Genomic DNA, 26,313 nt, shown 5'->3' on the forward strand with positions numbered 1-26,313 from the left:
GAACCTCTATTCTTCGATATCTTTCTTGCTTTTTGCAGGCTTTCTATGAAATTTATTTGGCTGCTCTGTTTCAAGCAGGAAGGGGCGCTTTCTTAGTTTGTCAAATGACAGCCGTATTAAAGCATCTTTAAAGTCTGTCCATCTTGGCGGATACAAAGGCTCTAAATATGGTCTGCCTAATGAAGTTAGACGAAGAAGATGGGTCAATAAAAAACAAAAGCATACCACTATTCCTAGTAAACCCCATAACTCGGCAAATAGTAAAAAAGGAAATCGAAGCAAGCGGATTGTATTGCCTATCCTATAAACAGGTGTCGTAAAGGATGCAAGGGCTGCCAAGGCAATGAAAATTAAAAGGATGTTACTCGTCAGGCCTGCCTCAACACTTGCCGTTCCAATTACAATCCCGCCTACGATACCGATAGTCTGACCAACCTTTGTCGGCAATCTAGCCCCAGCCTCACGTAACAGTTCAATGGTTAACTCAAGAAATAATGCTTCCAGGATAGGAGGAAATGGTATGGCCCTTCGGGAAGCTACTAAGGTACCCATTAAGTCTTGCGGGATTAATTCATAATGATAGCTAAGTGTTGCCACATATACTGGTGTAACCAAAACTGAGAACAAAACAGCAAACAATCGAATCAGACGGAAAAAGGAGGATAGAATCCAGTTCAAATAATAATCCTCAAATGAGCTGAAAAACTCAACAAGTGTAGTAGGTCCGATTAAAGCATGAGGAGATCCATCTACAAAAATCGCAACTTTGCCTTCAGCAAGAATGGCAGAAATTCGGTCTGGCCGTTCTGTATCCAATAGCTGTGGAAAAGGAGAATTTTGATTATCAGAAATAATTTGTACAATATAAGAGCTGTCAGTGATTTCATCAAATTCTATATCTTTAATCCGCTGCCTGACTGTATTTATATTTTCAGGATTCGTAATACCATCGATGTAAAGGATGGCTATTTTCGTCTTAGAAAGCGACCCAACCGTTAACTTTTCCATGATTAATTCTTTAACAGGAATTCTTTTTCGGATAAGGTTTAAATTCTGGTCAATGGATTCAACAAAAGATTCCTTAGGTCCGATTACACTGAATTCAACCTCTGGCAAACTTACATTACGTCCGATTTCTTTCTTGGCTCCCAAGAAACAAAACTTATTTTCCTTTCCATTGACGTTCAAAAGAATAGAACCATTAAAGAGCTTTTGTTCTATTAGTGAGATGTCCTCAGAAACTTGTACATCAGCAAGTGGAATAATTTGTTTAACATCTTCGATTTGTTTGAAGTTTTCTTCTAATAAATAGGGAAGGACACTTTCTTGGATGGTTTTCTCATCAACAAGGGTAGCAAGGAATTTAAGGGTAAAGGAAATGTTTGTTTTATTATTAGTATATTCGATGCATTTAAAATCATCGGATTTTGCTAAATGCTGTTCTAAATTATCTCTATCTGAATTCTTGTTTTTAAAAAGATTAAACATACTTCCTTCTCCTTTTTGGAAGAGACTAACAGTAGTGTTTCCTATATTTGAGTGTTTATGTTTCAAAGGAACTTTGCTGCAATAAATAATAAGTCCTTATTATTTGAAAATTTGGTTAAAATAGTATATAATGAAGGTGGATATAGGGATATATGCTCTGATCTGCCATTTAACCTCAAGTTCAATATTAAGATTTATTCATTATTAATCGGTAATGATTTTCTAGATATGCAGATGCTAGAACTTTAAGCCAAAATAAGCCGTAGGGATCACTACGCTTATTTTGGCTTTTTTTATTATCAAAAATGGGAGGGAAGGTAGTATACATGGATAAGGACGAACTGAAACGATTAAACTTCTTGCTTGAAATATATGTCGATGTGAATGTAGATAAAGATTTCTCAGTACTTTCAAAAGACACTGATCCATTCTTTATAGTAAACATGTCTGGTCAGCTGATTTATGTCAATGAAGTCTGTGAAGAGCTTTTGCAATGCTCGAAGGATGAACTTAAGCAGATGAAATTGTGTGATATCTTCATTTCATCTGCTTTAAGTGAAACCAAAACATTTTTTATTGAAAAAGAACGCGACCATCTTGTGAATTTTGATTCTAAAATCAGTATTAGACCTGAAAATGCAATTGATGTTAATGTAACTGCATTTCCAATCCTTTTTAATAATGAAGTGGTAGGGAATTATGTGGTGTTGAAAGATATCACATTAATTAAGAGGGAAAGACAATTACTTGCCGAAAAACAAACAGCCGCAGGTCAGTTAGCTGCTGGGATTGCACATGAAATTCGTAATCCGATAACGGCAATAAAGGGCTTCATGCAGCTGCTAATGGGAGAACATAAAGGCGAGAAGACTTACTTTAATATTGTGGAATCAGAGATCAACCGAGTGGAAATGATTCTCAAAGAACTAATGGTTCTGGCAAGGCCATCTAAAATTAATTATATAAAATTGGATATACGTTCACTATTAGAAAAGGTTCTGACTTTGATGGAGTCGCAGACGCTTTTAAAAAATATTGAAGTGATAAAAAACTTCCATGCATTAGAGGTAACAGTCGTTGGAGACGAGAATCAAATGAAACAGGTATTTATAAACTATATTAAAAATGCAATCGAAGCAATGAAGGATGGAGGGAAGCTGATAGTAGAAGGGATTCAATTAAATGAAAGTGTTCATATACGGATTATTGACCAAGGCAGCGGGATCCCGCCTGAGATATTAGAACGGATTAATGAGCCATTTTTTACAACGAAGGAACATGGTATGGGGCTTGGGATGCAAGTAAGCAATGAAATCATTGAAGAACATCGTGGGAAAATTAATATAAATAGTAATACAGAAGGGACTTGTATTGAAGTAATATTGCCTATTTCCACATAAACAATTGCAGTATAGGGAAAACAATGGTAAGATATTAATATCTAATGTCTTGCTGTCATTAGTTTTGAATTTATTTTTTACATAATAATATACTTGTAAACTGTGTGGTAAATGGAAGAAACTATAAATATATAGTCGTCTGAACCGTGGCCTAACTTCTTCTTGAAGTTAGGCTATTTTTATTGTTTGGGAAAAGAGGGGGAATTTGTTATTAAATCTAATCATGAGAATTTGGCCTATCTAAGCAGTACATTTAGTAAATTGGTCAAACGCAGGTTTGGAAAAGGGCCAGAGGCCTGTAATGTTATTTTAAAAGGAAATCGGTTTTATGTGTACATGCGAAATTTTATTACCCCTGCTGAGGAAGTGTTATTAAAACAGGACAAGTTAGAATTGGCAGTGAATTTCCGTTGTTCCATCACCAATGCGGTAACGGAAGAATACTTATTGGTAGTGTCAAAAGTTTTGGGAATAGCATTTGATTCCTTTTATCATGACTGGAATTATGACCAAAACACAGGAATTCTTCTGCTGGAACATTCTCAATCAGATTATAAGGAGAATATAGAAAGCAGTCTTGAAGGCAGCCTTTTTAGCTTAATAGAGAATGTTGGGTCGAGTTACCATAAAAAACCTGGAAGTTTAAAGATTGTAAAGTTTACGCAAAATATATGTGCAATTGAATCGAAAGAAGTACTTTTGCCGCTGGAGAAATTAGTTTATGAAAAAGGGAACTTTGAATTATTAATGCATCAGGCTTGGGAGATAAAAAAAGGATATTGGAGTAACAAAGGGCAATTTGAACTTCTCTTCAGCCGGTTAATTGAGGATATGTTTTTAATGTGGGATTATAAAAATAATAGACATTATCTAATTTTTATTTTTAACAAATTATACACTATGAAATAGTATAAAAAAACATGTTGTAAAGAAGGAATTCCTAAAATACAATGTGTTTTTTTGCGTCTATATTTTAACAATACGTTCTTTCGTACATACTAATTGGATATATCGGCTACTTTCCAATAAGGAAACGAAGGAGTTAATGTTAATGAATGACCTCAAAAAGGAAGAATATATTAGCAGCTACATAAGCAAATTACTAAGAAAAAACTTTGGCAGGGGTCCGCGGAACTGCCAAACTACAATATCCCAAAACTATCTGGTCACGTATATAAGTGGTTTTTTATCACCTATGGAGGATATTCTTTTACAACAGGGACAGAGCAAGTACGTCGATCATGCAAGAAACGTAATTATTACACATCTGCTGGATGAAATTAAAGGAATAATACAAATTACCTTTAATATTGGAGTAGAAGAATACTATCATGATTGGAATTTTCCAAATAACTCGGGTACTCTTATATTTGTTTTAGATACAGAAGCAGGTCAGAAGATGAATTCCGATGTTGATATCCAAAGATTAGAACATGAAGTAAGCAGGATTAGTTTAATGGTAGAAAAAGTACCTGAAAAAATAATTACTAGCGCCATTTCCCCATCCATCTTTCTTATTGAAAGAAGGGGTATTCTTATTCAAATAGAAAAAGCATTAATAGATAATGGATTTGAAAATGAACTAAAATTCACGAAAGATGAATTGGAGAAAAGTTACTTTCACCGATATGGCAGATTTGAAGACATATTTAATAAATCTGTCAGAGATATCTTTATTGATTGGAACTTTAAGGAAGATAAGTCTTTCATGGCATTTATTTTATCATCCTAGGAAAGAGAGTCTTTCATTAAGAAAGGCTCTCTTAGATTAAAAGGTTTCATTTATCGATTATTAAAGTAAACTGACAAAGCATTGGATAAATCATTGCTCTGTTGATCAGCTTGAATCTTATAATGGTCACCGTCAACAGATGAGGTAAAGTTACTGAAACCTTGATTTCGTAAAAAGTCGTCAATATCAGTCAGATTCTCACCCTGGGTTTTCAGTGTCTTTCGTCCAACGAAGTCCCCGTTTACATAAACCTCGTATTGATCTTCATTTAATTTTACATCATTGATTTCCTTATTATCTACATTCGTAAGCGGCAGCATATTATTGCTGTTATTATTTCCATAAATCATTTGATAGCCTCCTTCTGCTTAATATTGTTACTATTTCCCTGAAATGTGCAGGGTATGATAAGACCTAAAAAAGTAAATGAGTAAAAAAAGCTGTCCAAGTGTAATGGACAGCTTTTAACGTATAGATTAATTATAATTTACGTATTTTGATTTTATCCTGCAAGGTATGCAACTGCTTCATTAACTGTTCATATTCCTCAAGTTCAATCTGGCAGGATTGAATAACTTCTGCAACCTTACTAGTAATGTCAGCCTTTTCTATACGGGCCTTATCTTCTAAATAGATAAATACTTTTCTTTCATCCTCTTTAGACCGTTCTTTCCTTAGCCAGCCATTTGCTTCCATTCGTGAAGCCATTGGTGTTAGGGTGCCGGTTCCCAAGTTCAACTTTTCTCCGAGTTCCTTTACTGTCACTCCGTCGTTTTCCCATAAAGCCAATAATACTAAATATTGCGGATAGGTTAATCCAAAGGGCTGAAGAACACTCGTATATAGCTTAGTAAATTCTCCGGCTGTTTCATAGATTGCGAAGCATAATTGTTTATTTAACGTCATAAAGTCTTCCATTCAAACCACCTGATTAAGAAAGTATTTTTAGTAAGTCATCTTCCACTTTCAGCGGTTCCGTTGTTGGTGCATAGCGTTCTACAACCTGCCCGTTCTGGTCAACAAGAAATTTAGTGAAATTCCATTTAATATTTTTGGAAAGGATCCCTTTTTTCTGTTCTTTTAAGAAAGAAAATAAAGGTTCTGTGTTATCACCGTTTACATCAATCTTTGCAAACATTGGAAAGGTAACACCGTAATTTAATTGACAAAACTCAGTGGTTTCTTCAATATTATCAAATTCTTGATTATTGAATTGATCACATGGGAATCCTAAAATTTCTAAACCTTGTTCTTTATATTTATCATATAACTCTTGAAGACCTTTAAATTGGGGAGTCAATCCACATTTGCTGGCAGTATTAACAATTAATAATGGCTTACCTTCGTAATCCTTTAGAGACTTTTCCTGGCCATTTGTCGTTTTTACTGTAAAATCATATACTGTTTTCATTGTCATTTCCTCCTAAAAAGGGATTGTTAGAGTTATTAATTAAAATTAAATCGTGTACGACTAAATCTTACACGATTTATTGGAAATAAGCAATAAAATAAAAAAGCAGTATCCCATTTATGTTGGGATACTGCTTTAGTGAAATTATCGAATACCTTGCATTAGACCCTGAATTTTCGGAGCTAATGCAAATAGAATGATACTTAAAACAATAGCTGCACCGCCGATAACGCCAAAGTACGCCATTTCATTCGCAGGTGAATAAAACTTAACAATTTGTGCATTAAGAGCTTGAGCTGCTGCGCTTGCTAGGAACCATAAACTCATTGTTTGTGCTGAGAATGCAGCAGGAGCTAATTTTGTCGTTGCGGATAAACCTACAGGTGACATACACAATTCACCAAATACAACAATTAAATAACTTAGAACGAGCCACATTGGACTAACCAATGAATCCGTACCGCTAAGGTATGCTGGGATAAGGATTACTATGAACGATAAACCAGCAAACAATAAGGATAATGAGAATTTTTGTGGTATTGTTGGTTGACGTTGTCCTAATTTAACCCATAATCCCGCAAAAATTGGAGCAAAAATGATAATAAATAACGGATTTAAAGATTGGAACCATGCAGGAGAAATAGTAATTCCCATCCAATCTAATTGAGTACGTTTATCTGCATAACTTGCAAGGATTGTTGAGCCTTGCTCTTGGATAGACCAGAACATAACTGCTGCAATAAATATCGGAATATAAGCAATAATACGTGAACGTTCAACCTTTGTTGTTTTAGGGCTGCGGTACATTACAACGAAATAGATAGTTGGAATAATAATACCTAAGAATGTAACAATGTTGATAAAGCTAGCAAATGTAAGAACGCCCATAGGGATTAATACAGCACATAAAACTGCAAGTACGACTATACCTAATCCAATGAATGTAAAAGTCTTTTTCTTTTCGGTTTTAGAAAGAGGGTTTGGAACTGTGGTACCAGCAAGTCCAAGGTTTTTCTTCTTTGTTAAAACGAACATCACTAGACCTACAAACATTCCGACAGCTGCAATACCAAAGCCTAAGTGGAAACTATAATCCATCACACTTCCGACGATTAATGGTGCTAAGAAGGCACCCGCATTAATCCCCATATAGAAGATTGTAAAACCTGCATCACGACGGTCGTCAGTTTCACTATACATTTCACCAACGACAGTTGATACGTTTGGTTTAAGCATCCCTGTACCAAGAACAATCAATACCATGGACACAAAGAACATTGCCACGCTTCCAGGCACTGCAAGAACTATATGTCCAAACATGATCAGGATTCCACCGTAAAACACTGCTTTAGATGTTCCGAATATCCTGTCAGCTAACCATCCGCCGATGATCCCCGACATATAAACAAGCGATCCATAAATGGACATGATGGAAAGCGCAAGGTTTTCATCGAGTCCTAATCCGCCTTTTGAAACCTCATAGTACATATAGTAGACTAGGATGGCTCTCATTCCGTAATAAGAGAAACGCTCCCAGAATTCTGTGAAGAACAGAGTGAATAGTCCTTTTGGATGTCCGAAGAAACCTTTCTGAGGGACACTATCCACAATTTTCTGCCTATTATAATTCGACATAATTCTACCTCCCTTTATATTATATTATAATACTTTCGATTGTTTTCAATTGTCAAAAACTATTTTTGGTAAATATGATTAATATCGTTGTTAATACTGATATAACGGTAATCTTAGATGAATAAAAGAGAAAAGAAAGTTTTTTTAAAATAATAGTTAAATTTAGATAAAATACACAATTGTGAAAACTGACAGGAAAGCTTTTAACAAATATCATAAAAAAATGTCACCGCTTACACTTGTTTTTTATAGGTAATATGATATGATTGTTTTAAATAATAATAGTGATCACATGTTACTGACACGTATCAGGCATGGTGGTAAATAAAAAGGTGTTATGCCCTTTTATTGTACCCCCATGCCTTTTTTTATTCTTTCTGAAAGGAGCAGTTTGTATGGTATTTAGTTTTTTTAAGAAATCAAAGCTGCAAATTCTTGCACCGCTTAATGGAGCCATTATTCCATTGGAAGAAGTTCCGGACCCTGTATTCAGCCAAAAGATGATGGGGGAGGGGATTGCTGTCATGCCAACCGGTGGTAATATTCATGCGCCTGTTGACGGAAAGATCATTCTCATTGCTGCAACAAAACATGCTATTGGTATTCGAGCAGAGGATGGATCAGAAATCCTTATACATGCTGGGTTAGAAACAGTTGCTCTTAATGGAAAGGGCTTTAAAACAGTCGTCAATGAGGGAGAAAAGGTTTCCGTTGGCCAGCTGCTGATCGAGGTTGATTGGGATTATATAAAAACACATGCAAAATCTACGGTAACACCTATTGTGATTACGAATATTCAGACAGAAACTAGGAAGTTAACTTTAACTGAAGAAATAGATGCTATTCAAGGAAAAACTGTAATAATCTCAAGCTCCTGATGGATATCCTATTAGTAAAGGGGGTGATAGACTTCAACTAGCTTTGAATGATCCATTGTGCTGGTTTATTGGTGACTCATGAGGACTTTAATTTGCTAAAAAGGTTTAATAATTAGTAGTTTCAAGTGATAAAGCCCTTATTTTTATTTTTTTGCAGCTGTTTTAGGCTGGAGATGAAAGGTATTAATCCTAATAAAAGTGAGATTTGAGTCCAATCTTTAGTTTTTTATAAAAAGATAGGAGGAATAAAAAATGATGAAATATCTTCAAAGACTAGGCCGTTCCTTAATGCTGCCTGTTGCCGTTTTGCCTGCAGCAGCAATATTAATGGGAATCGGGTATTGGATTGATCCTACTGGCTGGGGTGCTGATAGTCCTGTAGCGGCCTTCTTAATAAAAGCAGGCGGTTCGATTATTGATAATATGGCAATTCTCTTTGCTGTCGGTGTTGCACTGGGTATGTCAAAAGACAAAGATGGTTCAGCAGCACTTAGCGGATTGGTTGCTTATCTGGTTATTACTACCGTGTTATCAACAAACTCGGTGGCTATGCTTCAAGGAGTTGATCCAGAAGCAGTTAACGCTGCCTTTGGAAAAATTGGAACACAATTTACAGGGATTCTTTCCGGTATTATTGCCGCAATTATGTACAATCGTTTCAGTCATGTTAAATTACCGGATGCATTATCCTTCTTTAGTGGAAAACGACTTGTTCCTATTATGACATCAGTTGCAATGTTAGCTGTATCATTAGTGATGTTTTTTGTTTGGCCGGTCGTTTTCTCCGGACTCGTTTCTTTTGGTAAAGGGATTAGTGATTTAGGTGCAATCGGTGCAGGGATTTATGGTTTCTTCAACCGTTTATTAATTCCAATTGGTCTGCACCATGCCTTAAATTCCGTATTCTGGTTTGATGTGGCCGGAATTAATGATATCGGCAATTTCTGGGCTAGTAAGGGTGAACAGGGTATTACCGGCAGGTATCAGGCTGGGTTCTTCCCAGTTATGATGTTCGGTTTACCAGCAGCTGCATTAGCCATGTACCATACTGCTAAATCTTCAAAGAAAAAAACAGTGGCTGCCTTAATGCTTGCTGCAGGTGTAGCTTCGTTCTTTACTGGGGTTACAGAACCACTTGAATTTGCGTTTATGTTCGCAGCTCCTGCACTTTATGTAACACATGCTGTATTAACAGGTATTTCATTAGCAGTTGCAGCGGCCTTCCAATGGACAGCAGGATTTGGCTTTAGTGCAGGATTGGTTGACTTTGTGTTAAGCTTAAAAATTCCAATTGCAAATCAGCCATATATGCTCCTTTTACAAGGTCTAGTATTTGCGGTTATCTACTATTTCTTATTCCGATTTATCATTACAAAATTCAACTTAAACACACCAGGCCGGGAAGAAGATGAAGTTAATGAAGAAGCATCAGAAGGTCAGGCAGCAGGAAATAAATTCGCTGTAATGGCTGCTAAGATTTATGAAGGTTTAGGTGGAGATGCCAACGTAACTTCTGTGGACAATTGCGTCACACGTTTACGCTTAGAAGTGAAAGATATGGATGCTGTGGATCAGAAGAAAATAAAATCTACTGGTGTACCAGGAATTAATATTGTTGGTAAAAACAGCATCCAAGTCATTGTTGGAACCAATGTTCAATTCGTAGCTGATGAAATCATGAAAATCCGTAAGGAAAAGTAATGAGCTTGTAATGGAAAAACCGCCGGGATATATGATCCCAGCGGTTTTTTTCATTTACCGATTTCTAATTCTTTCTATATGAATGGTAATATAACCGAGTTCTTGTTCAGGAAGACTAATACTATAGTCAGCTTTGAGAAGAGTGGCTACCTTCTGTGAAATTTTATAGGAATCAGCAAATTTTTTCTTAAGCATGGCGAGCATTTCATCATCCATGATTGGTTCTGATTCATCGTGGATTCTTGATAGAGTATATCTTAGATGGGTCATTAACCGCTGATAAGAAAGGTCATCTTCTTCTATTGATATATGAAGGGAATCTTTAATAGTCTGAATCATTTCACCAATGATGGCAGTCTGCCTTAATGTTTGTTTCATATCGCCGCTTTGGGGCTTTGATGTATGGATATGCAAGGCAATATAGGCTGCTTCATCTATAGGCATTTTAACGTTTGTCCTATTTTCAATATGTCTGATCGCCCACATACCGATATCAAATTCTTTCTTGTAGAGGATTTTAATTTCATCAAAGAGCTTATTTTTAAGATGAATTCCTTCAGTTGCCCTTTCAATAGCAAAGGACAAGTGGTCGGTAAGGCCAATGTGGATATGCTCGTTTAACTTTAATCCCAGACATTCCTCTGCATAAGAGATGATATCTTCGGAAATAGAGAAGTGTTCTTCGGGTATTTGCTGAAGGAGCTGTTGGAATTTTTCGTTTTCCTTCATTACAAATAGCTTTTCAATTTTGCTTGGATTAATGACATCATTTTTCCGTTTTTGAAAAGCAATGCCAGCACCGATTGCTATTTTTTCTTCATTGTTGTCGGACACCACTGCTGCATTATTATTGAGGATTTTTTTGATTTTCACAAAAACGCCAACTCCTTGTAAAAGCCCTTACTTCCATCTTACATTTTAAAATAAAATGGGTCTACCTTTAAAAAAACAAAGCTATACAAAACTCCATAAAGAAGGTAAACTAAAAGATAAACACCAATAATTCCAATGAGAAAGGTGGGTTTTGTTTGTCCGATAAAGTACGTTCGATACCAAGACCACTTGTAAAAACAAACCAATGGGTGATTGTAATCAGTGCCGTATTAACGCTGATTTTCGCTGAGGGATGGTTCTTAATAATCCCGTTACTTGCTGGACTATCCGGAATTGTCTTTAAATATAATCCCATCATGAATATTGCAAAGTTTTTTCTAAAGAAAAAGCCAGAAGAGTATATCCCAGAGGACTGGGAGCAGCAGCAATTTAATCAAAAAATCGCTGTATTCTGTTTGGCAGGCGGGTTCATAAGTTTTCTGCTTGGCTGGAATATTGCGGGGTATGTGTTCACCATTATGGTGGCGGCAGCTGCATTTGTAGCAATCCTCGGGTTTTGCATTGGCTGCTTTATTCATTATCAGTGGAAAATGTATCAATATAAAAGAGCTAATTAAATGAAAAAAAGACTGATGCGGTTTATGCTGCATCAGTCTTTTCTTGTTTTATATAACTGCTTTTGTTTTCAGTGAACGTCTTTGCCATGTAAAGGTTATGAATAGTGTTATGACTAATAATACGAATCCTAATACGAATGGATAGGTAATCTTAACATCATAAAGTAACCCTGCAAGTGTAGGTCCTATTACATTACCAATACTCATATAAGCATTATTCATTCCCATTGCAAATCCTTGTTCGTTACCCGCAAGTTTGGATATCAAAGTATTCAACACAGGGCGCAGAATAGAGGTTGATAAGAAAATAAATAGTGAAATGACAAAGAATATAGCATAGCTTGTGGCGAACAGTGAAAAAAGAAATCCAGCTGCGGCAACAGCAATAAAGACATTTAACACAGTGCGTTCTCCGTACCGATTCACAATTCGATCGACAACAAAGAGCTGAACAATTACACTGACAACTCCAGTTGCTGTCACCATAATGGCGATATCTTTCGCGGATGACTGAAACTGATTATCAAGGTATAAACCGATAACTGATTCGTAGGCAATTAGTCCAAAACTCATCACAAGTGTAATGATAAGTGGAATGAAATAAGGCATTTTCACAGATCTTACTATTTTGCGCACCATAGACTCATCTGGATGCATTTCTGCACTTTCTTCTTTAGTGGCTGTTTTGCTCTCTTTTAAAAGAATAATGGAAAATAAGACAGAAACAAGAGACACGAGTGCTGACACTAAAATAGGAAATTTTAAGCCGAATCCTGCAAAGAATCCACCAATCCCAGGACCCACAACAATCCCTAGAGACATCGCTGCTGAAACTAAGCTGTTTCCTTTGGCTCTTTGCTCCATAGTTGTAATGTCTGCTATATAGGCAAAAATAGCTGGGACCAGCATTGCACATCCGATTCCGCCAACCGCACGAGAGGCATATAGTACCCAGATTGAATTAGAGAAGTAAAAAATGAACATCGAGAGGGTAAGACCAGCTAGTCCGTAAATAATCATTTTCCTTCGACCATATTGGTCAGTCCATTTACCGGCAATCGGAGAGAAAATGAACTGCGCCCCGGCAAAGATGGCTATGAATAGTCCTGCGGCAGTTCCGCCTTGATTAATCGACTCCAAATACGCTGGTAAAATGGGAATGATGATACCAAAACTTCCAATCGCTATAAACATGTTAATCATCAACATGGTAATTTTTTTTCGTTGATCTCCTGTCATAGTAAGCCACCTTTCTAATCTAGATTATTCACTTAAGTATAGTGTAAACCTTTTTGCACTGCTTACTATCATATATAGGTATACAGGCTTTTGTCAAAGAGAAAGTTTTTTTAGAAAGAGATGAAAATTCACTTGTTAGGAAATTGTTAAAGTTTAATGATTTTCATGAAGACATTCTGTGATATCTTCTAAGTAAGAACGCAGTTGGGGTGTAGATCTGATCTTGTTAAAGGGGGTTTACGTTCAATGACGAGGCAATTAAATACCGGTCCAAACATTCAAAAGGAAAAAGAAATGGTTGGGAAGATGATTAAGCTGTACTGCCGCAGGAAGCATCACCATACGGATGAACTATGCAAGGAATGTCAGAATTTAAAAACCTATGCACATATGAGACTTTCACTCTGTCGGTTTGGGGAAGAAAAAAGCGCCTGCTCTAATTGTAATGTACACTGTTATAAACCAAAATATCGGCAAAAAATGAAAACGATTATGCGATATTCAGGACCATGGATGCTGCTGTATCATCCTGTATATTCCGTTAAGCATTTGTTGAACAAACCTAAGAAACAAATAAAAAGCGTAGAATAGCCTTTATTACACTTTTATTTTTTGATAATTCTGTACAAACTATTTCTAGAATTTGGTATTATTTATCTAGAGGATAAGTATATTCTTGTACCAGAAGAGGAGGGAATAGTATGACCGGGACAATTGCAGTTATTATGGTTTTCTCGATTCCAATCATTGCTATTTTGACGGCACATTTTCAAAAGCAGAATAAATTGAAATATAAAATGATTCAAGGCGAACTCGAACTAGAAAAATTAAAACATCAGAATTATTTAATTGAAACAGAAAGAATGAGACTCGAACTCGAGCATATGAAACTAGAAGAGCCTGCAGATAAAATAAAGTTAGGTTAAAGCCAAATAAAACAGGTCCTTTCTCTAGATAGGACCTATTTTATTTGGCTGGCTTATAGTCTGGATTTATTTTCGTTAATGTCTCTTTATCGCAAATAACAAAAAGCTGGGCATCCTCCGGAATGGGCTCGTCGAGTTTTTGATTAATATGAAGATCTCCGCGGTCTGCAACAAGTGTTGCTCCTTTATTGAGCAAATCCCTAAAGGCATCTCGATAGGTTCTCCAATCGTCCTGTTTCGATATTTCATACATGGACTCTTCATACTGACTGCTCATTAGCTCTGAATACATATTGGTAACACCGTGTGAAAATAATGAACGAACCGCGGCATGAGAGATCATTTCCTGTGTTGGAATAAATTCATCCACCTTCACTCTCTGAAATAAACGGATATGCTTTTGATAGATAACTTCAGCCGTTACATGGATTGGTTTATTTAATTTCTCCTCCATCGAGGTAATGGCTGTGGCAATGAGCAATGTTTTACCATCAACAAGAAGCGGGTCCCTTGTTGCGAAATTATCCTGCGTAATTTGATCGGCAAAGATAATAACGCCTTTTGCTTCGGGTAAGTTTGCTTGATAAAGTGTATCTTCATCGGTTGCGTCACCGCGGACATAATACAGCTGTTTCTCCACCATAGGTGCATTTTCTAGTTCATCAATGATGACTATATCAATGGATTTATCTGATTTTAGAATTTCCTTGATGGCTAGCTGTGATTTTTCGCTCCAACCGATTAGGATGATATGGTTTTTACCCGTATATTTCATCTTTCCACCCACTTTAAGTTTATCGAATAGAGTAACGACTTTTAACATTTTTCCAATGAATACACTGACCAGGCCTATACCTGTAACATAGAGAATTATGGTAAAGGCCTTACCAGCCGGGGTAACTGGTGCATAGTCTCCAAAACCGACTGTTGCAAGTGTGGTTAGAACCCAATAGATTGCAGTAAGATAGGACTCAAAGGTTTGTGGCTCAATATATAAAACAATGTAAGCGGCAAATAGAACGTATAGCGTAAAAAGTGGAAAAAAGATTCTGTTACGAAGTTTTGTTAGGTAGTATAACAATTTTTTAAAAGGCATACCTATAGATTCTCCTAGCTTTCCGAGTCACTGAATAAATCTTATTTTCCCAATTAATCCTTAAAATTAACCATGATTGGTTTTATGGATTAGAAAGCTTATAATGGTATCAATATTATTTGTCCGTGGGAGATGAGAACACTTGTCATTAAGAGAAAAGAATATTGTTTTTATTGGGTTTATGGGTGCTGGAAAAACGACTATAGGGAAGCTGGTTGCTAAAAAACTTTATCGAGATTTTATTGATATTGATGAAGAAATTGAAAAAGAGTATAACATGCCAATACCGCAAATATTTGCTGAAATTGGTGAGAAAGCTTTTCGAGAAAAGGAAAAAGAGTTAATTCAGAATCTATGCCACTATAAATTAAAGATTATCTCTGTAGGAGGCGGTGCATTTCTTCAGGAAGAAATTCGGAAGGTATGCCTTTCATCTAGTATCGTATTTTACTTGGATATAACCTGGGATGCTTGGAAAAATCGGTTAAGTTCAATTATTGACAGCCGTCCTGTTCTGCAAGGTAAGTCTATTGATGAAATAGAAGAGCTATTCTATAGAAGAAAAGAAATATATAAAAATAACTATCACTCAACAATTGAAATAAATAATCAAAGTATGGATGAATTAGCAGATAGCATTGTAAAAACCCTGAAATTATCTTGGGAATTGCATGAAACCAAATGAGTGGTTTCTGAGTGGAGTGAGAAAATGAAGAGAATTGTTACGGTAAAGGAGATCAGCATTGGGGAAGGAGCTCCAAAGATCTGTGTTCCGATGGTAGGCAGCACGTTAGCTGCATTAACAGAGGAGGCAGAGTTTCTTGCAACAGCTGATTTGGATCTAGTAGAATGGCGTGTTGACTTTTTTGATCATGTTGAGGATTTGGAAAAAGTAAAAGAAGCACTGAGTGAAATTCGTGCCATCCTGGATAATACACCGCTAATTTTCACATTTCGCAGTAGAAAAGAAGGCGGAGAAAAAGAAATTAGCACACAATACTACTTTGAATTAAATAAGGTAATGGCAGAGAGCGGACAGATTGACATTGTTGATATTGAACTGTTCAATGATGAAACAGAGATAAAGAATCTGATTTCCGCGGCACATGACCACGAGGTGTATGTCATTATATCAAATCATGATTTTGATAAAACACCGGATAAGGAAGAAATTATTAATCGTTTACGAAAAGCGCAGGACCTAGGCGGAGACCTTCCGAAAATTGCCGTAATGCCCGAAAGCCCAACGGATGTCCTGACTTTATTAGATGCAACCAATACGATGAATGAACAGTACGCAATAACACCGATTATTACCATGTCTATGGCAGGGAAGGGTATTATCAGCCGATTAGCCGGTGAAATATTTGGATCTGCTCTGACTTTTGGAGCTGCCAAAAGAACGTCAGCCCCCGGTCAGGTGCCTGTCACCGAATTACGAAGAATTCTTTCTCTCATAAATTCAAATTTATAATTGTAGATATTAGAAAGTACCTGTTATAGGTATTTTCTTTTTTTAGGTATAGTAGAATGAAAGGTGGTAATGGGGGGATTTGAAAATGATATATAGAAATCTTGGCGATGCAAGCTTTTAAATATTTACTAGATAAAGGTTTAGTTAAGTTTGTAGGAGTTAGTAATTTTACACCTGAGCTGATGAATGAAGCACAAAATCTAATAGGTGAACATGATATTATGTGTAATCAAGTAGGTTATCATTTGAACGATCGCCGAGTCGAGAACGATGTCATACCATACTGTCTTAAAAATGGCATTATCGATTTCCAAAAAGTAATGAGGGATTGAGCTTAATTAAATATTAGCAATATATAAAGGAGGGAAAAGCTTGCCTCATAAACTCTGGATTGCAGTAAATAGTATTTTAATTGTAATTTCGTGTATTTATATATGGTTTTTTCGTCCGCATGACAGCAATTTGGTAATTCTTGCTCAGTTTCTGGCACAAATGGCAATGATTCTGTTTTTAGTTAATATCAATATGTACTTCATATTTCTAGTTATTCGAAAATCAACGGTAAGACAGGTAAAGATTCGTCTCGCCAAATTCTCAAGAGCCATGATGAAATGGCATATTACAATAGCAGTTACAGCGACGACTATCATTATTGGTCATGCTGTGATCAATTTATATGAAATTGCACCCATTGTTGGGTTTGGTAATTTGAAATTAATCAGCGGCTATTTAGCCATAACAATCCTGCTTCTTACATTATCTGCAGGTTATTTGCGCCATAAAAAGTCTTCTGGATTTAGACGAAGGTTGCATCTGACTGCCGCAATGGTGTTTTTTCTAGTTTTCCTTATACATATGTTTATTCCGATATAAGGGGGGGGAGGAACCTTGCAATGAAGCCGACGGAAGGTCATAAACGAATAGCTATACTCGATTATTTACGGGGTTTTGCATTATTAGGAATTATTCTTGTGAATATCCTGCCGCTCTTAGCAGTTAAAGTCCCTGAACCTGGTTCAGGGGATGCTATTTATCAGCGGTTTCTATTTTTATTTGTTGAGGGCAGGTTTTATACACTATTCTCATTTTTGTTCGGTGTTGGCTTTTATCTATTTATTTCACGAGCAAACTCAAAAGGGAAAAATGGCTATGTTTTGTTTTTAAGAAGAATCGCGGCCCTATTTATTTTAGGCTGGGTCCATGTGAAGTTCCATCCTGGTGAAGCGTTAAGTGTTTATGCAGTTACGGGGCTGCTTTTACTCCCATTTTATAAAGTGAAAAAAGAAATTAACCTCGGTATAAGTTTACTGCTTCTAATAGCAATGAGTATGATGGCATTTAAACTGTTCATGGTGGTGCCGTTGATGCTGCTAGGAATAACAGCTGGTCAATATCGAATCTTTGAAGGTTTGGCAGAAAAGATTAAAAAGGTGATGATCGTTACCGCTATTCTAACAATCGTAAGCATCGCCGCGCTTATTTACCAATATCAACATGCCCCAGCTTATCCGTTTGGTTTTTATAATGGGGTAGATGAAACGACCTACACGTTTTTAAGTATCGGCATAATGATTGGTCCGCTAGTTTCTGCCTTCTATGTCGGAGTCCTGATTTTACTGCTGGAAATACCGTTTATGGAGAAGCTGTTATCCACATTGAAGAGCTACGGGAGGATGGCGCTGACAAACTATATAACTCAAACAGTCTTTATCTATCTTGCTGGATATGTTTTCCATTTATTTGAAAGGGTTACCTATCTTCAATCCTTCATACTATGTTTAACGGTCTACGTAATCCAATTGATTTTTAGTGTTATTTGGCTGCGATATTTCCAATACGGACCTTTAGAATGGATATGGCGTTTTGTCACGTATTTAGAAGTACCGCCGATGAGGAAAGTAGTTAAAGAGGTTGAATAAGAAAAAGACCTGCGTGACTTAAACTGCACGCAGGTCTATCTTTATTCTTCTGTTTGTTCTTTGCGGATATAATCAGAGTATTGCATGATGGATAATGTGTTATCTATTCTTTCTTGAAGCCGATTGGTATTCTTCGTCTTCTTCATTGTTTTTCGATCATAGATGGAAGCAGGATTTTTTGCACTTGGCGCACTGTAAAAGGTTTTATCGCTGATAAACGATCCGCCTGGCAGGTAATATCTCATTCCCAGAAGGTTCTTTTTATAGTGAAAAAGATTGTGTCCAATCATTTGTGATTCATGTTCAATACCCAGTAAGTTTAATAGAGTCGGCATCAGGTCAATCTGGCCGCCTAGATGGGAAAAGGTTTCACCTGTAAAGAGGCCGGGAACTGTAAAGAATACGGGGACAATAAAACGATCCTGCATATTGTATTCATGACCCAGCACTTCTTTTAATAGGATTTTATCTTCATCAGTAACGGGTGCACCATGCAGGCCGGAGTGATCGCCGTAAATTAAAATGATTGATTCATCATAGATACCTAGCTTCTTTAACTGTTTAATGAAGACTCCGATTTGTTCATCCATATAGCGGACAGATTGAAAGTAGTTGCCCACATAGGTATCTTGATAATTTTCCGGCAAGTCTAGATACTCATACTCCTCTGGCATTTCAAATGGGGTATGACTTGTAAGTGTAATAATATTGGAATACATCAAATCGTGTGTCTTTAACTGTTTTGGAAGCTGTTCTTCTACAAAGTTAAACAACACTTCATCTCCAGGTCCAAAGCCTATCTCCTTTTCATTTGGAATCTCATTACTTGTGTAGACATAATCAAATCCCAATGCTGGATATAATTTATCGCGGCTCCAATAGGTAATATCATCTGCATGGTAGGTTGCAGCACCATAACCATTCTTCTTTAGCGTCCATGCGAGGGATGGAATCTCAGTCCCTTCAAGGGTATTAACCGTAGGGTCCATGCCCTCGGGATATAAGGAAGTATGCATGAGCCATTCTGCATCTGATGTATTACCAGCTCCAATTTGCTGATACACATTATCAAAATAAGCACTTTCTTTTAAAAGAGCATTTAAATTTGGCGTGACTTCCTGTCCATTAATTCTTTGATTGATGGTGAATTCCTGCAAAGACTCGATTTGGATAATAAAAACATGACGGCCTTTGGCAATCCCATAGGTGTCGTGTTCTTTAGCAGGTACAAAAGTATTGCCTTTTAATTTTTCCAGCTCTTTTTCAGACAGATGTTCTTGACTGGCAAAAGCTGTTCCAATACTGTTTTCATAAGCCTGCACGAATTGTGATTGAATATAGCCATGTTTTTTAGCAAAATAGGAAACATCGATTAAGGGATAGCGAAAAGCGATTACAGTCATGATTAGTCCCAAACAGCCAAAGCCGATGGCAAACTTCTTGGCTGAGACAAAGGATGTTGTGTTCTTCTTGTAATACCAAATGAGCGGAAGGACCAAGACAACATCTAAGAAAAATAAAAAGTCATAAGGACTTCCAAGGAGGGCGACGGTTCCCCCAACTGAGTTAGATTGATAAATTTGTTTGACGTCATAATAAGATGGAACGGTTGAGAAATAGCGGGTATAATAAACAACGACAATAAACAAAAGTGATAAGAATAAGTTATACAGCCAAATGGCCAGCCAGGTTCGTTTTTTAAAAAAGATCATAAGGATGGATAACATAAGAGCCCACATGGGAAACTCTACAACTAGAACATGAAAAAACGACGTATTCTCAAAAACAACAACCTGTAAGGCATAAATTTTTATAAACAAAACCACCAATAGTAAAACAATTGGATGAAGTAAACCAGCAATAGAAATCTTATTCATAAAAAACACCTCTAAATACTCTTCTCTCTTAAACTTATCAAAACATCTACAATTCTATCAACTAATAGTAGAGAAATAAATATTAATTTTCTGAAACCTTGGTATTCCGCTGAAATAAATTTTCCAATATGATATGATTATGCAGAATTTTGGCAAAAATAACTTTATAACATTCTTGGGGAGGAATAAGATGGAGGTTAATAATCAAGAAAGGTCAGGGTCTAATCAAACGGGTCCGACTGCAGGAAGTATTTTTAGCAATCGTATTGTTTTAGCCATTATGTCTTCAAACTTTTTACTGCAGTTGGGTATTTGGATCAGAAACTTTGCCATTCTGCTTTATGTTACGGATATTACCAATAATAATCCCGTTTATGTTTCCTTAATTTCTGTTGTTGAATTTGCGCCGATTTTTATCTTTTCATTTATTGGCGGAACCTTTGCAGATCGTTGGAAGCCCAAACTAACAATGGTGTGGTGCGATATGTTATCAGCAGTATCCATTGGGTTGGTATTATTAGCGCTAATTTACGGATCATGGCAGGCAATATTCCTAGCAACACTTGTTTCTGCCATATTATCACAATTTTCCATGCCATCGGCCATGAAACTTTTAAAGCATCATGTACCTGGTGAGCAATTGCAGTCTGTTATGGCGATGTTCCAATCTCTGATGGCAGTTTTCATGGTAATCGGTCCTGTTATTGGAACCCTCGTTTATCAAAGATATGGAATATACGTTTCAATCGGTGTAATGGGAGCCATGTTCCTGCTTTCTGGGCTGGTATTAATGGGGCTTCCCCGTGATATCGAAAAGGAAAAAACAATTGGTGAGAATAATTTTAAAAAAGAGCTGGCAGATGGTTTCCGCTATGTTCTTTCCAAAAAGATCTTAAAATCAATGGGCGGTGTGTTTACCGTTTGTGGTTTAGCTGTAGGTCTGATATCACCTCTAGCCATATTTGTTACGATGGAGAAATTACATATGCCAAAGGAATTTCTTCAGTGGCTATTAATGGCAAATGGTGCCGGGATGTTACTTGGCGGCGGAATTGTTATGGCTTTTTCCAAGAAAATCTCTCCGCAAAAGCTCTTGGCACTTGGAATCTTTGCAAGTATGGTTTTTACCATTGGGGTCGGCTGGTCTACCTCCGTTGTATTGACGCTTATTTTACAAGTATTAAACGGCATTTTCTTCCCGTGCATTCATATTGGAATTAACACGATTATTCTAAAATATACCGAAGAAAACTTCATTGGGCGGGTGAATGGCGTGCTTAATCCATTGTTTATGGGAACGATGGTGGTGGGCATGTCTGTGGCAGGAATAATAAAAGTTCCAATGACGTTATCAGGTGTCTACACTTTATCAGGGATATTCTTTTTGCTGGGTGCGCTGCTAATTGTTCCTCTTTTTAAAATAAAAGAAGAGGGAACAAACCTCGTAGTGGCAGAGAAACAGCCCCAGGCTTGATATGAAAAGGTGCGTTAAGCTTAGCTTAATGCACCTTTTTTATGATCTTCCTGATTGGTTAATTGTTGCTCTGCAAATTCACGGTATAAATCATGGGATTGTATTAATTCTTGGTGGGTGCCGATTCCCGTTACTTTCCCTTTTTCAATGAAAACAATCTTTTCCGCATCTACGATGGTTGATAACCGATGAGCAATAACAAAGGTAGTACGGCCTACCATTAATCGCGATAATGCCTCTTGAACAATTCCTTCTGATTGGCTGTCTAAACTAGCTGTTGCTTCGTCCATCATTAATATCTTAGGGTCACGTAAAAAGGCGCGCGCGATGGCAATGCGCTGCCTTTGCCCGCCAGAAAGTTTTACCCCGCGTTCACCAACCTCTGTATCTAAAGCTTCAGGGAAGGATTTGATAAATTCACTTGCATACGCCATTTCACAAACTTCCCAGAGTCGTTCATCAGTAATGGTTTCATCATTGGGAAGTCCGTAACATAAATTCTCACGGATTGTTCCCGCCATCATGGCACTTTCCTGTGAAACATAACCAATTTGACTGCGCCAGGCTGCAGCAGATAATTCTGTGATGGGGATTTCGCCAACCAAAATTTGACCTGAGGACGGCTCGTAAAAGCGTTCAAGCAAGCCGAACATGGTTGTTTTTCCGCCGCCGCTTGGACCAGCAAATGCAATCATTTCCCCAGGATGTGCATCAAATGAAACATCTTTGAGAACAGGTTCCTCCTCACTATAGGAGAAAGAAACATTCCGAACGTGAATCGGTTTATGACCAATGTCTAATTCCATTCCTTTTTGGCCCTCTTCGAGAGGGAGGTTTAAAATATCAATGATCCGTTCGGTCGCTCCCTTTGCTTTTTGCAGTTGTGTAAAGAACATTGCAAAACTTGTAATGGGAAAAATAATCTGAAATAGATATAGTAAGAATGCAACAAGTGAACCAGTGGACATCGTTCCATTTGCCACTCGCATGCCTCCATATCCAATAATCATCACGATGACAATCATGACCACAAGATACATAATAGGAGCGATTAAAGCTGTGATCCGTGCTTCCTTTAAACCAAAGCCTAGTAATTTATCAATTCCTGATAACCCTTTTGCTTCTTCATGCTTTTCTGCCGTAGAGGCTTTCATCAATCGGATTTCACTTAATGTTTGTTGAATGTGCCCAGTAAAGGCTGCCGTTTCATCCTGCAGGCCGCGTGAGATTTTAGCCATCTTTCTGCCAAGAGGCATCATAATAATAAAGGTAAGCGGAACAGATATTAACATTAGCAAGGTCATTTTCCAATCCATAATCAGGAGGATTGTTATCGCGCCGATAATTGAAATGATACCTGTAATAAATTGTGGAAAGTGATTTGAAATTAAATCACGGACAATACTCGTATCACTGATAACGCGGCTGACAGTTTCACCACTGGATTGTTTATCAAAATAACTGACGGGCAGCCGTATTAATTTTACCCACATCTTTTCACGGAGCCTGGCGACAATTTTCTGGCCGACAAAGCTTAGCAAATATATCGATACCCCGCTTATGACCGCTTGGAAAATAAATGCGGCTCCAATTCCGATCATAAGCGGAACACTTAGGGAGGATACCGAGAAACCATCCACGAGGTTTTTGGTTAAAACAGGAACAAGGAGGCCCGCAAGCGTTGTAATAAGGCTTGCTGTTAATCCGATGCCAAGTGCAAGCTTTGGGATATTGGCAGATAAAATAAGGGAAATAAATGGTTTTAAACCATCTTGCTTTGGGTTCATTATGTACGACTCCATTCCAATAAATGACTTCAATAAGCATCATACTTTCATATGAAGTGATATGCAAATGATAATTTGATAAGATGGAGCAAGGTAAAGAAAGAGAGGAATTATTATTCGATGAATGAATCAAAAATGATGACAAATACAAGTGCAGCCAGTGAATCAAGAGGATGGTTGTACGTTGTTCTTGCAGGGTTTCTCGAAGTGGTCTGGGCGAGCGGGTTTAAATATGAAGAAGTTCCATGGCTCGTTGTTCTGATTGCCATTTTATTAAGTTTTGATTTAATAATTAGGGCCACAAAGGTGATTCCGGTTGGAACGGTATACGCTGTATTTGCTGGGATTGGTACCATAGGAACGGTGATTGTTGAGGTTATTTTTGAAAATGGCTCCGTGAGTCCATTAAGAATTCTCCTAATTTTAATTCTATTAGCTTGTATCATTGGCTTGAAGCTAACAAATAAGGAGAGTGATCTTTAATGGATTGGATGATGCTTATTTTAGGCGGATGTTTTGAGGTTGTTGGCGTGATCGGGTTAAAAAGAACCGCCGATAAAGGTAACTTTATTAATTACCTCATACTTATAGGTGGATTTATTATGAGTTTTCAGCTGCTCATTCAGGCAATGGAAACGATACCGTTATCAACGGCCTATGCCGTCTGGACGGGGATTGGGACGGTAGGTGCAGCAATTGTCGGTATCGTTTTCTTTAAGGAATCGAAGAGCTGGATTCGGACTCTTTGTATATTAGGTATTATTTTCTCTGTTGTTGGTTTAAAGCTTGTACATTAATAGCATTCAAATGGACCCACAGCAGCCGGAGAAAAAGATTGGACCTCACTGCAAGAACCCCCTGTTTCTCACAGGGGGTTTTTAAACTGTATTTTGTGTAACACTTATGAAAGTATAGCAGTCTAATATGACATAAGGGAGGGGGGGATCATGATTTTAAGAGCGATTCTTGTAATGATTTTTTCTCTATTTTTCCTAGCTGCCTGCGAATCAGAAAATAAAAGTATTACTCAAAAAAATGATATGCCGCAAAAACAGACGGAATTAACGGAAAAAGAAATGGATTCAGTGGAGTTACTGCTCAATGAAATAAACGAAAAAGCAAAATTGGGTTTAGTGGAAGAATGTGAGTTTAGTGCACTAGATAGTACAATAGATCAAGTAAAATCGCAATGGGGCGAACCAGACAAGGTTGATACTGCAGGGTCTGGTTATTATGCTGTCTATGAAAAATTAGGTATTACCTTTGGTTATAATGAAAATGGACAGATTTTTGACGTTCGCTCTTATTCGGCGGATTTGCAGACGATTACCTTTGAGTGGATTAAAAAGTCCTTTGGGGATCCTGTTCAACAAACGGAGTTTAAAGACGATAATATTTATATTTACCAAGTAAATGAGCATATCCAGCTGAAATTTATCATTTCAAAAGAGAGTAAGGTAGTCGATCATATATCAGTTTTTAATCAAAAGAAAACGAATCTAGAAAAAGAGAATTATTATTTAGAGATTAAAGGAAAGTCAAATCAACTATCCCCAACAGCTTGGGAGAGGATGCTCAAGTGGCGTGAGCAAATTGTTCATTTCTCTAAGGGACATGATAATGTCTTTGTAAATGGTCCAAATAAGAAAATGGTTGCGCTCACCTTCGATGATGGACCTGATTCAGAAGTTACTTCAGCTGTCATCGATATTTTAGAGGAATATGATGTTATTGGAAATTTCTTTTTTGTTGGTAATAATGTAAAGAAATACCCTGAGGTTGTTAAGAAGGCATTTGAAAATGGACACTTGGTTCTAAATCATACCTATAATCATATTGATTTGACGCAAATAGGGAATGGTGAATTACGAGCTGAAATTGAAAAAACAGAAGCAGCGATTGAATTAATTATAGGAAAAAAGCCGGCAATGATTAGACCGCCATTTGGGGAAACCGATGATCAAGTCGTTTCCATATCCAAAGAAGCAGGGTATTCAATTGTTCTATGGTCCATTGACACACTTGATTGGTCACAAAAGGAAGCTAGTAATATTGTGAAAAATGTAGTGGAAAATGTTAGAAACGGCGATATCATCTTGATGCATACCACCCTAGAGCAGAGCGAAACACTAAAAGCTCTGCCGATGATGATTGAGGAATTGCAAAAAAGGAATATTGAAATGGTTGGTTTAGACACTCTGCTGGATGTTGAGCCATATAAATGAAAAACATCTCTCGAATAATCGGGAGATGTTTTTGTTTATTGTGCAGTTAACTTTTCAAGCTCTGAAAATACTGCTTCATAATCTTCTTTCCTATCTGCCTTAAAAGAAGTGTTGATATAGGTGATGATTCCATCTTTATTGATAACAAAGACGGAGCGGATGGCGACTTCTCCTTTTTCATTAAACACTTTATAATCTTTGATTGTCTGCCTTTTCCAATCGGAAGCTAAAGGATAAGGCAATGTCCCCATACTGGCAGCAAAAACTCGGTGTGAATGAATATGGTCCGCACTGATTCCTATCACCTCAGCACCTAACTGCTCAAATCTTTTGTAGTCCTCTTTCCAAGAGGCGATTTCCTTAATTCAGCCGGGAGTAAAATCCATTCCATAAAAGGCAACACACAGATTCATCTTTCCTCGATACTCTGAAAGTGAAAGGGGGTCTTTTGTGGTTGCAGGTAATGAAAAATCAGGGGCCATGTCCCCAACCTTCAAGGTTGATTCCAAGAAAAATCACTCCTTTCTAAAAATTATATCCATTGCTAGGTTTTCCATTATCAAGAAGAAATAGACAAAAAAAAGATGGTGACAGGCACCA

At 37.1% G+C, this 26,313-nt stretch carries 28 protein-coding genes; 17 read left to right on the top strand and 11 right to left on the bottom strand.

Annotated elements, in window-relative coordinates; translation table 11 throughout:
* Positions 1 to 6 precede the first annotated feature (6 nt).
* On the bottom strand, positions 7 to 1,488 hold the full coding sequence (locus SFC47_RS20860; RefSeq protein ID WP_411256417.1) for a spore germination protein: 1,482 nt from the start codon (positions 1,486 to 1,488) through the stop codon (positions 7 to 9).
* A gap of 326 nt (positions 1,489 to 1,814) precedes the next feature.
* On the opposite strand from SFC47_RS20860, the gene SFC47_RS20865 reads away from it, so the two are divergent.
* The 3 genes from SFC47_RS20865 (at position 1,815) to SFC47_RS20875 (ending at position 4,620) form a co-directional block, all read left to right on the top strand.
* Positions 1,815 to 2,888: an ATP-binding protein gene (locus SFC47_RS20865; RefSeq protein ID WP_411256419.1), complete on the top strand. Its 1,074-nt coding sequence runs from the start codon at positions 1,815 to 1,817 to the stop codon at positions 2,886 to 2,888.
* Positions 2,889 to 3,119: 231 nt separating this feature from the next.
* Positions 3,120 to 3,797, top strand: a complete 678-nt coding sequence (locus SFC47_RS20870) for a Na-translocating system protein MpsC family protein (protein ID WP_411256420.1) — start codon at positions 3,120 to 3,122, stop codon at positions 3,795 to 3,797.
* A gap of 142 nt (positions 3,798 to 3,939) precedes the next feature.
* Entirely contained in the window at positions 3,940 to 4,620 is a 681-nt protein-coding gene (locus SFC47_RS20875) for a Na-translocating system protein MpsC family protein (RefSeq protein ID WP_411256421.1), read from the top strand.
* A gap of 50 nt (positions 4,621 to 4,670) precedes the next feature.
* On the opposite strand, the gene SFC47_RS20880 is transcribed toward SFC47_RS20875, so the two are convergent.
* The 4 genes from SFC47_RS20880 to SFC47_RS20895 all read right to left on the bottom strand — a co-directional run bounded on the left by SFC47_RS20880 (position 4,671) and on the right by SFC47_RS20895 (position 7,666).
* The gene (locus SFC47_RS20880) at positions 4,671 to 4,970 is read right to left on the bottom strand and encodes a hypothetical protein (RefSeq protein WP_411256422.1); all 300 of its coding nucleotides are present in this window, start codon (positions 4,968 to 4,970) and stop codon (positions 4,671 to 4,673) included.
* A 130-nt stretch (positions 4,971 to 5,100) separates the two neighbouring features.
* Positions 5,101 to 5,538, bottom strand: a complete 438-nt coding sequence (locus tag SFC47_RS20885; protein ID WP_411256423.1) for a MarR family winged helix-turn-helix transcriptional regulator — start codon at positions 5,536 to 5,538, stop codon at positions 5,101 to 5,103.
* Positions 5,539 to 5,551: 13 nt separating this feature from the next.
* Positions 5,552 to 6,031, bottom strand: a complete 480-nt coding sequence (locus SFC47_RS20890; protein WP_411256424.1) for a glutathione peroxidase — start codon at positions 6,029 to 6,031, stop codon at positions 5,552 to 5,554.
* 144 nt (positions 6,032 to 6,175) lie between these two features.
* Positions 6,176 to 7,666 (bottom strand): peptide MFS transporter, encoded by a 1,491-nt coding sequence (locus SFC47_RS20895; RefSeq protein ID WP_411256425.1) that lies wholly within the window; start codon positions 7,664 to 7,666, stop codon positions 6,176 to 6,178.
* A gap of 395 nt (positions 7,667 to 8,061) precedes the next feature.
* On the opposite strand from SFC47_RS20895, the gene SFC47_RS20900 reads away from it, so the two are divergent.
* Both SFC47_RS20900 and nagE read left to right on the top strand, forming a co-directional pair.
* Positions 8,062 to 8,544: a PTS sugar transporter subunit IIA gene (locus SFC47_RS20900; RefSeq protein ID WP_411256426.1), complete on the top strand. Its 483-nt coding sequence runs from the start codon at positions 8,062 to 8,064 to the stop codon at positions 8,542 to 8,544.
* A gap of 252 nt (positions 8,545 to 8,796) precedes the next feature.
* On the top strand, positions 8,797 to 10,245 hold the full coding sequence (nagE, locus tag SFC47_RS20905) for an N-acetylglucosamine-specific PTS transporter subunit IIBC (RefSeq protein ID WP_411256427.1): 1,449 nt from the start codon (positions 8,797 to 8,799) through the stop codon (positions 10,243 to 10,245).
* A 54-nt stretch (positions 10,246 to 10,299) separates the two neighbouring features.
* On the opposite strand, the gene SFC47_RS20910 is transcribed toward nagE, so the two are convergent.
* A complete protein-coding gene (locus SFC47_RS20910) occupies positions 10,300 to 11,118 on the bottom strand; it encodes a PRD domain-containing protein (RefSeq protein WP_411256428.1) in 819 nt (272 codons plus the stop codon).
* 155 nt (positions 11,119 to 11,273) lie between these two features.
* Between SFC47_RS20910 and SFC47_RS20915 the strand changes: the two genes are divergently transcribed.
* A complete protein-coding gene (locus tag SFC47_RS20915; RefSeq protein ID WP_411256429.1) occupies positions 11,274 to 11,696 on the top strand; it encodes a DUF4395 domain-containing protein in 423 nt (140 codons plus the stop codon).
* A gap of 48 nt (positions 11,697 to 11,744) precedes the next feature.
* Here SFC47_RS20915 and SFC47_RS20920 read toward each other — a convergent pair whose 3' ends face one another.
* Positions 11,745 to 12,935: an MFS transporter gene (locus SFC47_RS20920; protein WP_411256430.1), complete on the bottom strand. Its 1,191-nt coding sequence runs from the start codon at positions 12,933 to 12,935 to the stop codon at positions 11,745 to 11,747.
* 246 nt (positions 12,936 to 13,181) lie between these two features.
* On the opposite strand from SFC47_RS20920, the gene SFC47_RS20925 reads away from it, so the two are divergent.
* Complete coding sequence (locus SFC47_RS20925) at positions 13,182 to 13,526, top strand: nitrous oxide-stimulated promoter family protein (protein WP_411256431.1); 345 nt, start codon at positions 13,182 to 13,184, stop codon at positions 13,524 to 13,526.
* Between the two features lie 110 nt (positions 13,527 to 13,636).
* Positions 13,637 to 13,861, top strand: a complete 225-nt coding sequence (locus SFC47_RS20930) for a hypothetical protein (RefSeq protein ID WP_411256432.1) — start codon at positions 13,637 to 13,639, stop codon at positions 13,859 to 13,861.
* A gap of 40 nt (positions 13,862 to 13,901) precedes the next feature.
* On the opposite strand, the gene SFC47_RS20935 is transcribed toward SFC47_RS20930, so the two are convergent.
* Complete coding sequence (locus SFC47_RS20935) at positions 13,902 to 14,957, bottom strand: potassium channel family protein (protein ID WP_411256433.1); 1,056 nt, start codon at positions 14,955 to 14,957, stop codon at positions 13,902 to 13,904.
* A gap of 181 nt (positions 14,958 to 15,138) precedes the next feature.
* On the opposite strand from SFC47_RS20935, the gene SFC47_RS20940 reads away from it, so the two are divergent.
* The 5 genes from SFC47_RS20940 to SFC47_RS20960 all read left to right on the top strand — a co-directional run bounded on the left by SFC47_RS20940 (position 15,139) and on the right by SFC47_RS20960 (position 18,350).
* Entirely contained in the window at positions 15,139 to 15,642 is a 504-nt protein-coding gene (locus SFC47_RS20940; protein ID WP_411256459.1) for a shikimate kinase, read from the top strand.
* A gap of 24 nt (positions 15,643 to 15,666) precedes the next feature.
* Positions 15,667 to 16,431 carry a type I 3-dehydroquinate dehydratase gene (gene aroD / locus SFC47_RS20945; RefSeq protein WP_411256434.1) on the top strand — a complete coding sequence of 255 codons (765 nt, stop codon included), beginning with the start codon at positions 15,667 to 15,669 and terminating at the stop codon, positions 16,429 to 16,431.
* A 107-nt stretch (positions 16,432 to 16,538) separates the two neighbouring features.
* Positions 16,539 to 16,763, top strand: coding sequence for an aldo/keto reductase (locus SFC47_RS20950; RefSeq protein WP_411256460.1), 225 nt, complete (start codon positions 16,539 to 16,541; stop codon positions 16,761 to 16,763).
* Positions 16,764 to 16,803: 40 nt separating this feature from the next.
* A complete protein-coding gene (locus tag SFC47_RS20955; RefSeq protein ID WP_411256435.1) occupies positions 16,804 to 17,304 on the top strand; it encodes a hypothetical protein in 501 nt (166 codons plus the stop codon).
* A gap of 20 nt (positions 17,305 to 17,324) precedes the next feature.
* Entirely contained in the window at positions 17,325 to 18,350 is a 1,026-nt protein-coding gene (locus tag SFC47_RS20960) for a DUF418 domain-containing protein (protein ID WP_411256436.1), read from the top strand.
* A gap of 41 nt (positions 18,351 to 18,391) precedes the next feature.
* Here SFC47_RS20960 and SFC47_RS20965 read toward each other — a convergent pair whose 3' ends face one another.
* Complete coding sequence (locus SFC47_RS20965) at positions 18,392 to 20,227, bottom strand: LTA synthase family protein (RefSeq protein ID WP_411256437.1); 1,836 nt, start codon at positions 20,225 to 20,227, stop codon at positions 18,392 to 18,394.
* Between the two features lie 190 nt (positions 20,228 to 20,417).
* On the opposite strand from SFC47_RS20965, the gene SFC47_RS20970 reads away from it, so the two are divergent.
* The gene (locus SFC47_RS20970; RefSeq protein WP_411256438.1) at positions 20,418 to 21,701 is read left to right on the top strand and encodes an MFS transporter; all 1,284 of its coding nucleotides are present in this window, start codon (positions 20,418 to 20,420) and stop codon (positions 21,699 to 21,701) included.
* 20 nt (positions 21,702 to 21,721) lie between these two features.
* Here the strand turns inward: SFC47_RS20970 and SFC47_RS20975 are convergent, their stop codons facing one another.
* Complete coding sequence (locus SFC47_RS20975) at positions 21,722 to 23,488, bottom strand: ABC transporter ATP-binding protein (RefSeq protein WP_411256439.1); 1,767 nt, start codon at positions 23,486 to 23,488, stop codon at positions 21,722 to 21,724.
* A 120-nt stretch (positions 23,489 to 23,608) separates the two neighbouring features.
* On the opposite strand from SFC47_RS20975, the gene SFC47_RS20980 reads away from it, so the two are divergent.
* The 3 genes from SFC47_RS20980 to SFC47_RS20990 all read left to right on the top strand — a co-directional run bounded on the left by SFC47_RS20980 (position 23,609) and on the right by SFC47_RS20990 (position 25,713).
* Entirely contained in the window at positions 23,609 to 23,971 is a 363-nt protein-coding gene (locus tag SFC47_RS20980) for a DMT family transporter (protein ID WP_411256440.1), read from the top strand.
* Positions 23,971 to 24,285: a DMT family transporter gene (locus SFC47_RS20985; RefSeq protein WP_411256441.1), complete on the top strand. Its 315-nt coding sequence runs from the start codon at positions 23,971 to 23,973 to the stop codon at positions 24,283 to 24,285. Before SFC47_RS20980 ends, SFC47_RS20985 begins: the two co-directional genes overlap by 1 nt.
* Before the next feature lie 150 nt (positions 24,286 to 24,435).
* The gene (locus SFC47_RS20990; RefSeq protein WP_411256442.1) at positions 24,436 to 25,713 is read left to right on the top strand and encodes a polysaccharide deacetylase family protein; all 1,278 of its coding nucleotides are present in this window, start codon (positions 24,436 to 24,438) and stop codon (positions 25,711 to 25,713) included.
* 35 nt (positions 25,714 to 25,748) lie between these two features.
* Here SFC47_RS20990 and SFC47_RS20995 read toward each other — a convergent pair whose 3' ends face one another.
* Positions 25,749 to 26,195: a peroxiredoxin family protein gene (locus tag SFC47_RS20995; RefSeq protein WP_411256461.1), complete on the bottom strand. Its 447-nt coding sequence runs from the start codon at positions 26,193 to 26,195 to the stop codon at positions 25,749 to 25,751.
* Positions 26,196 to 26,313: the final 118 nt, after the last annotated feature.

It is taken from the genome of Neobacillus niacini (assembly GCF_046591715.1).
Classification (GTDB): Bacteria; Bacillota; Bacilli; order Bacillales; family Cytobacillaceae; genus Neobacillus; species Neobacillus niacini_L.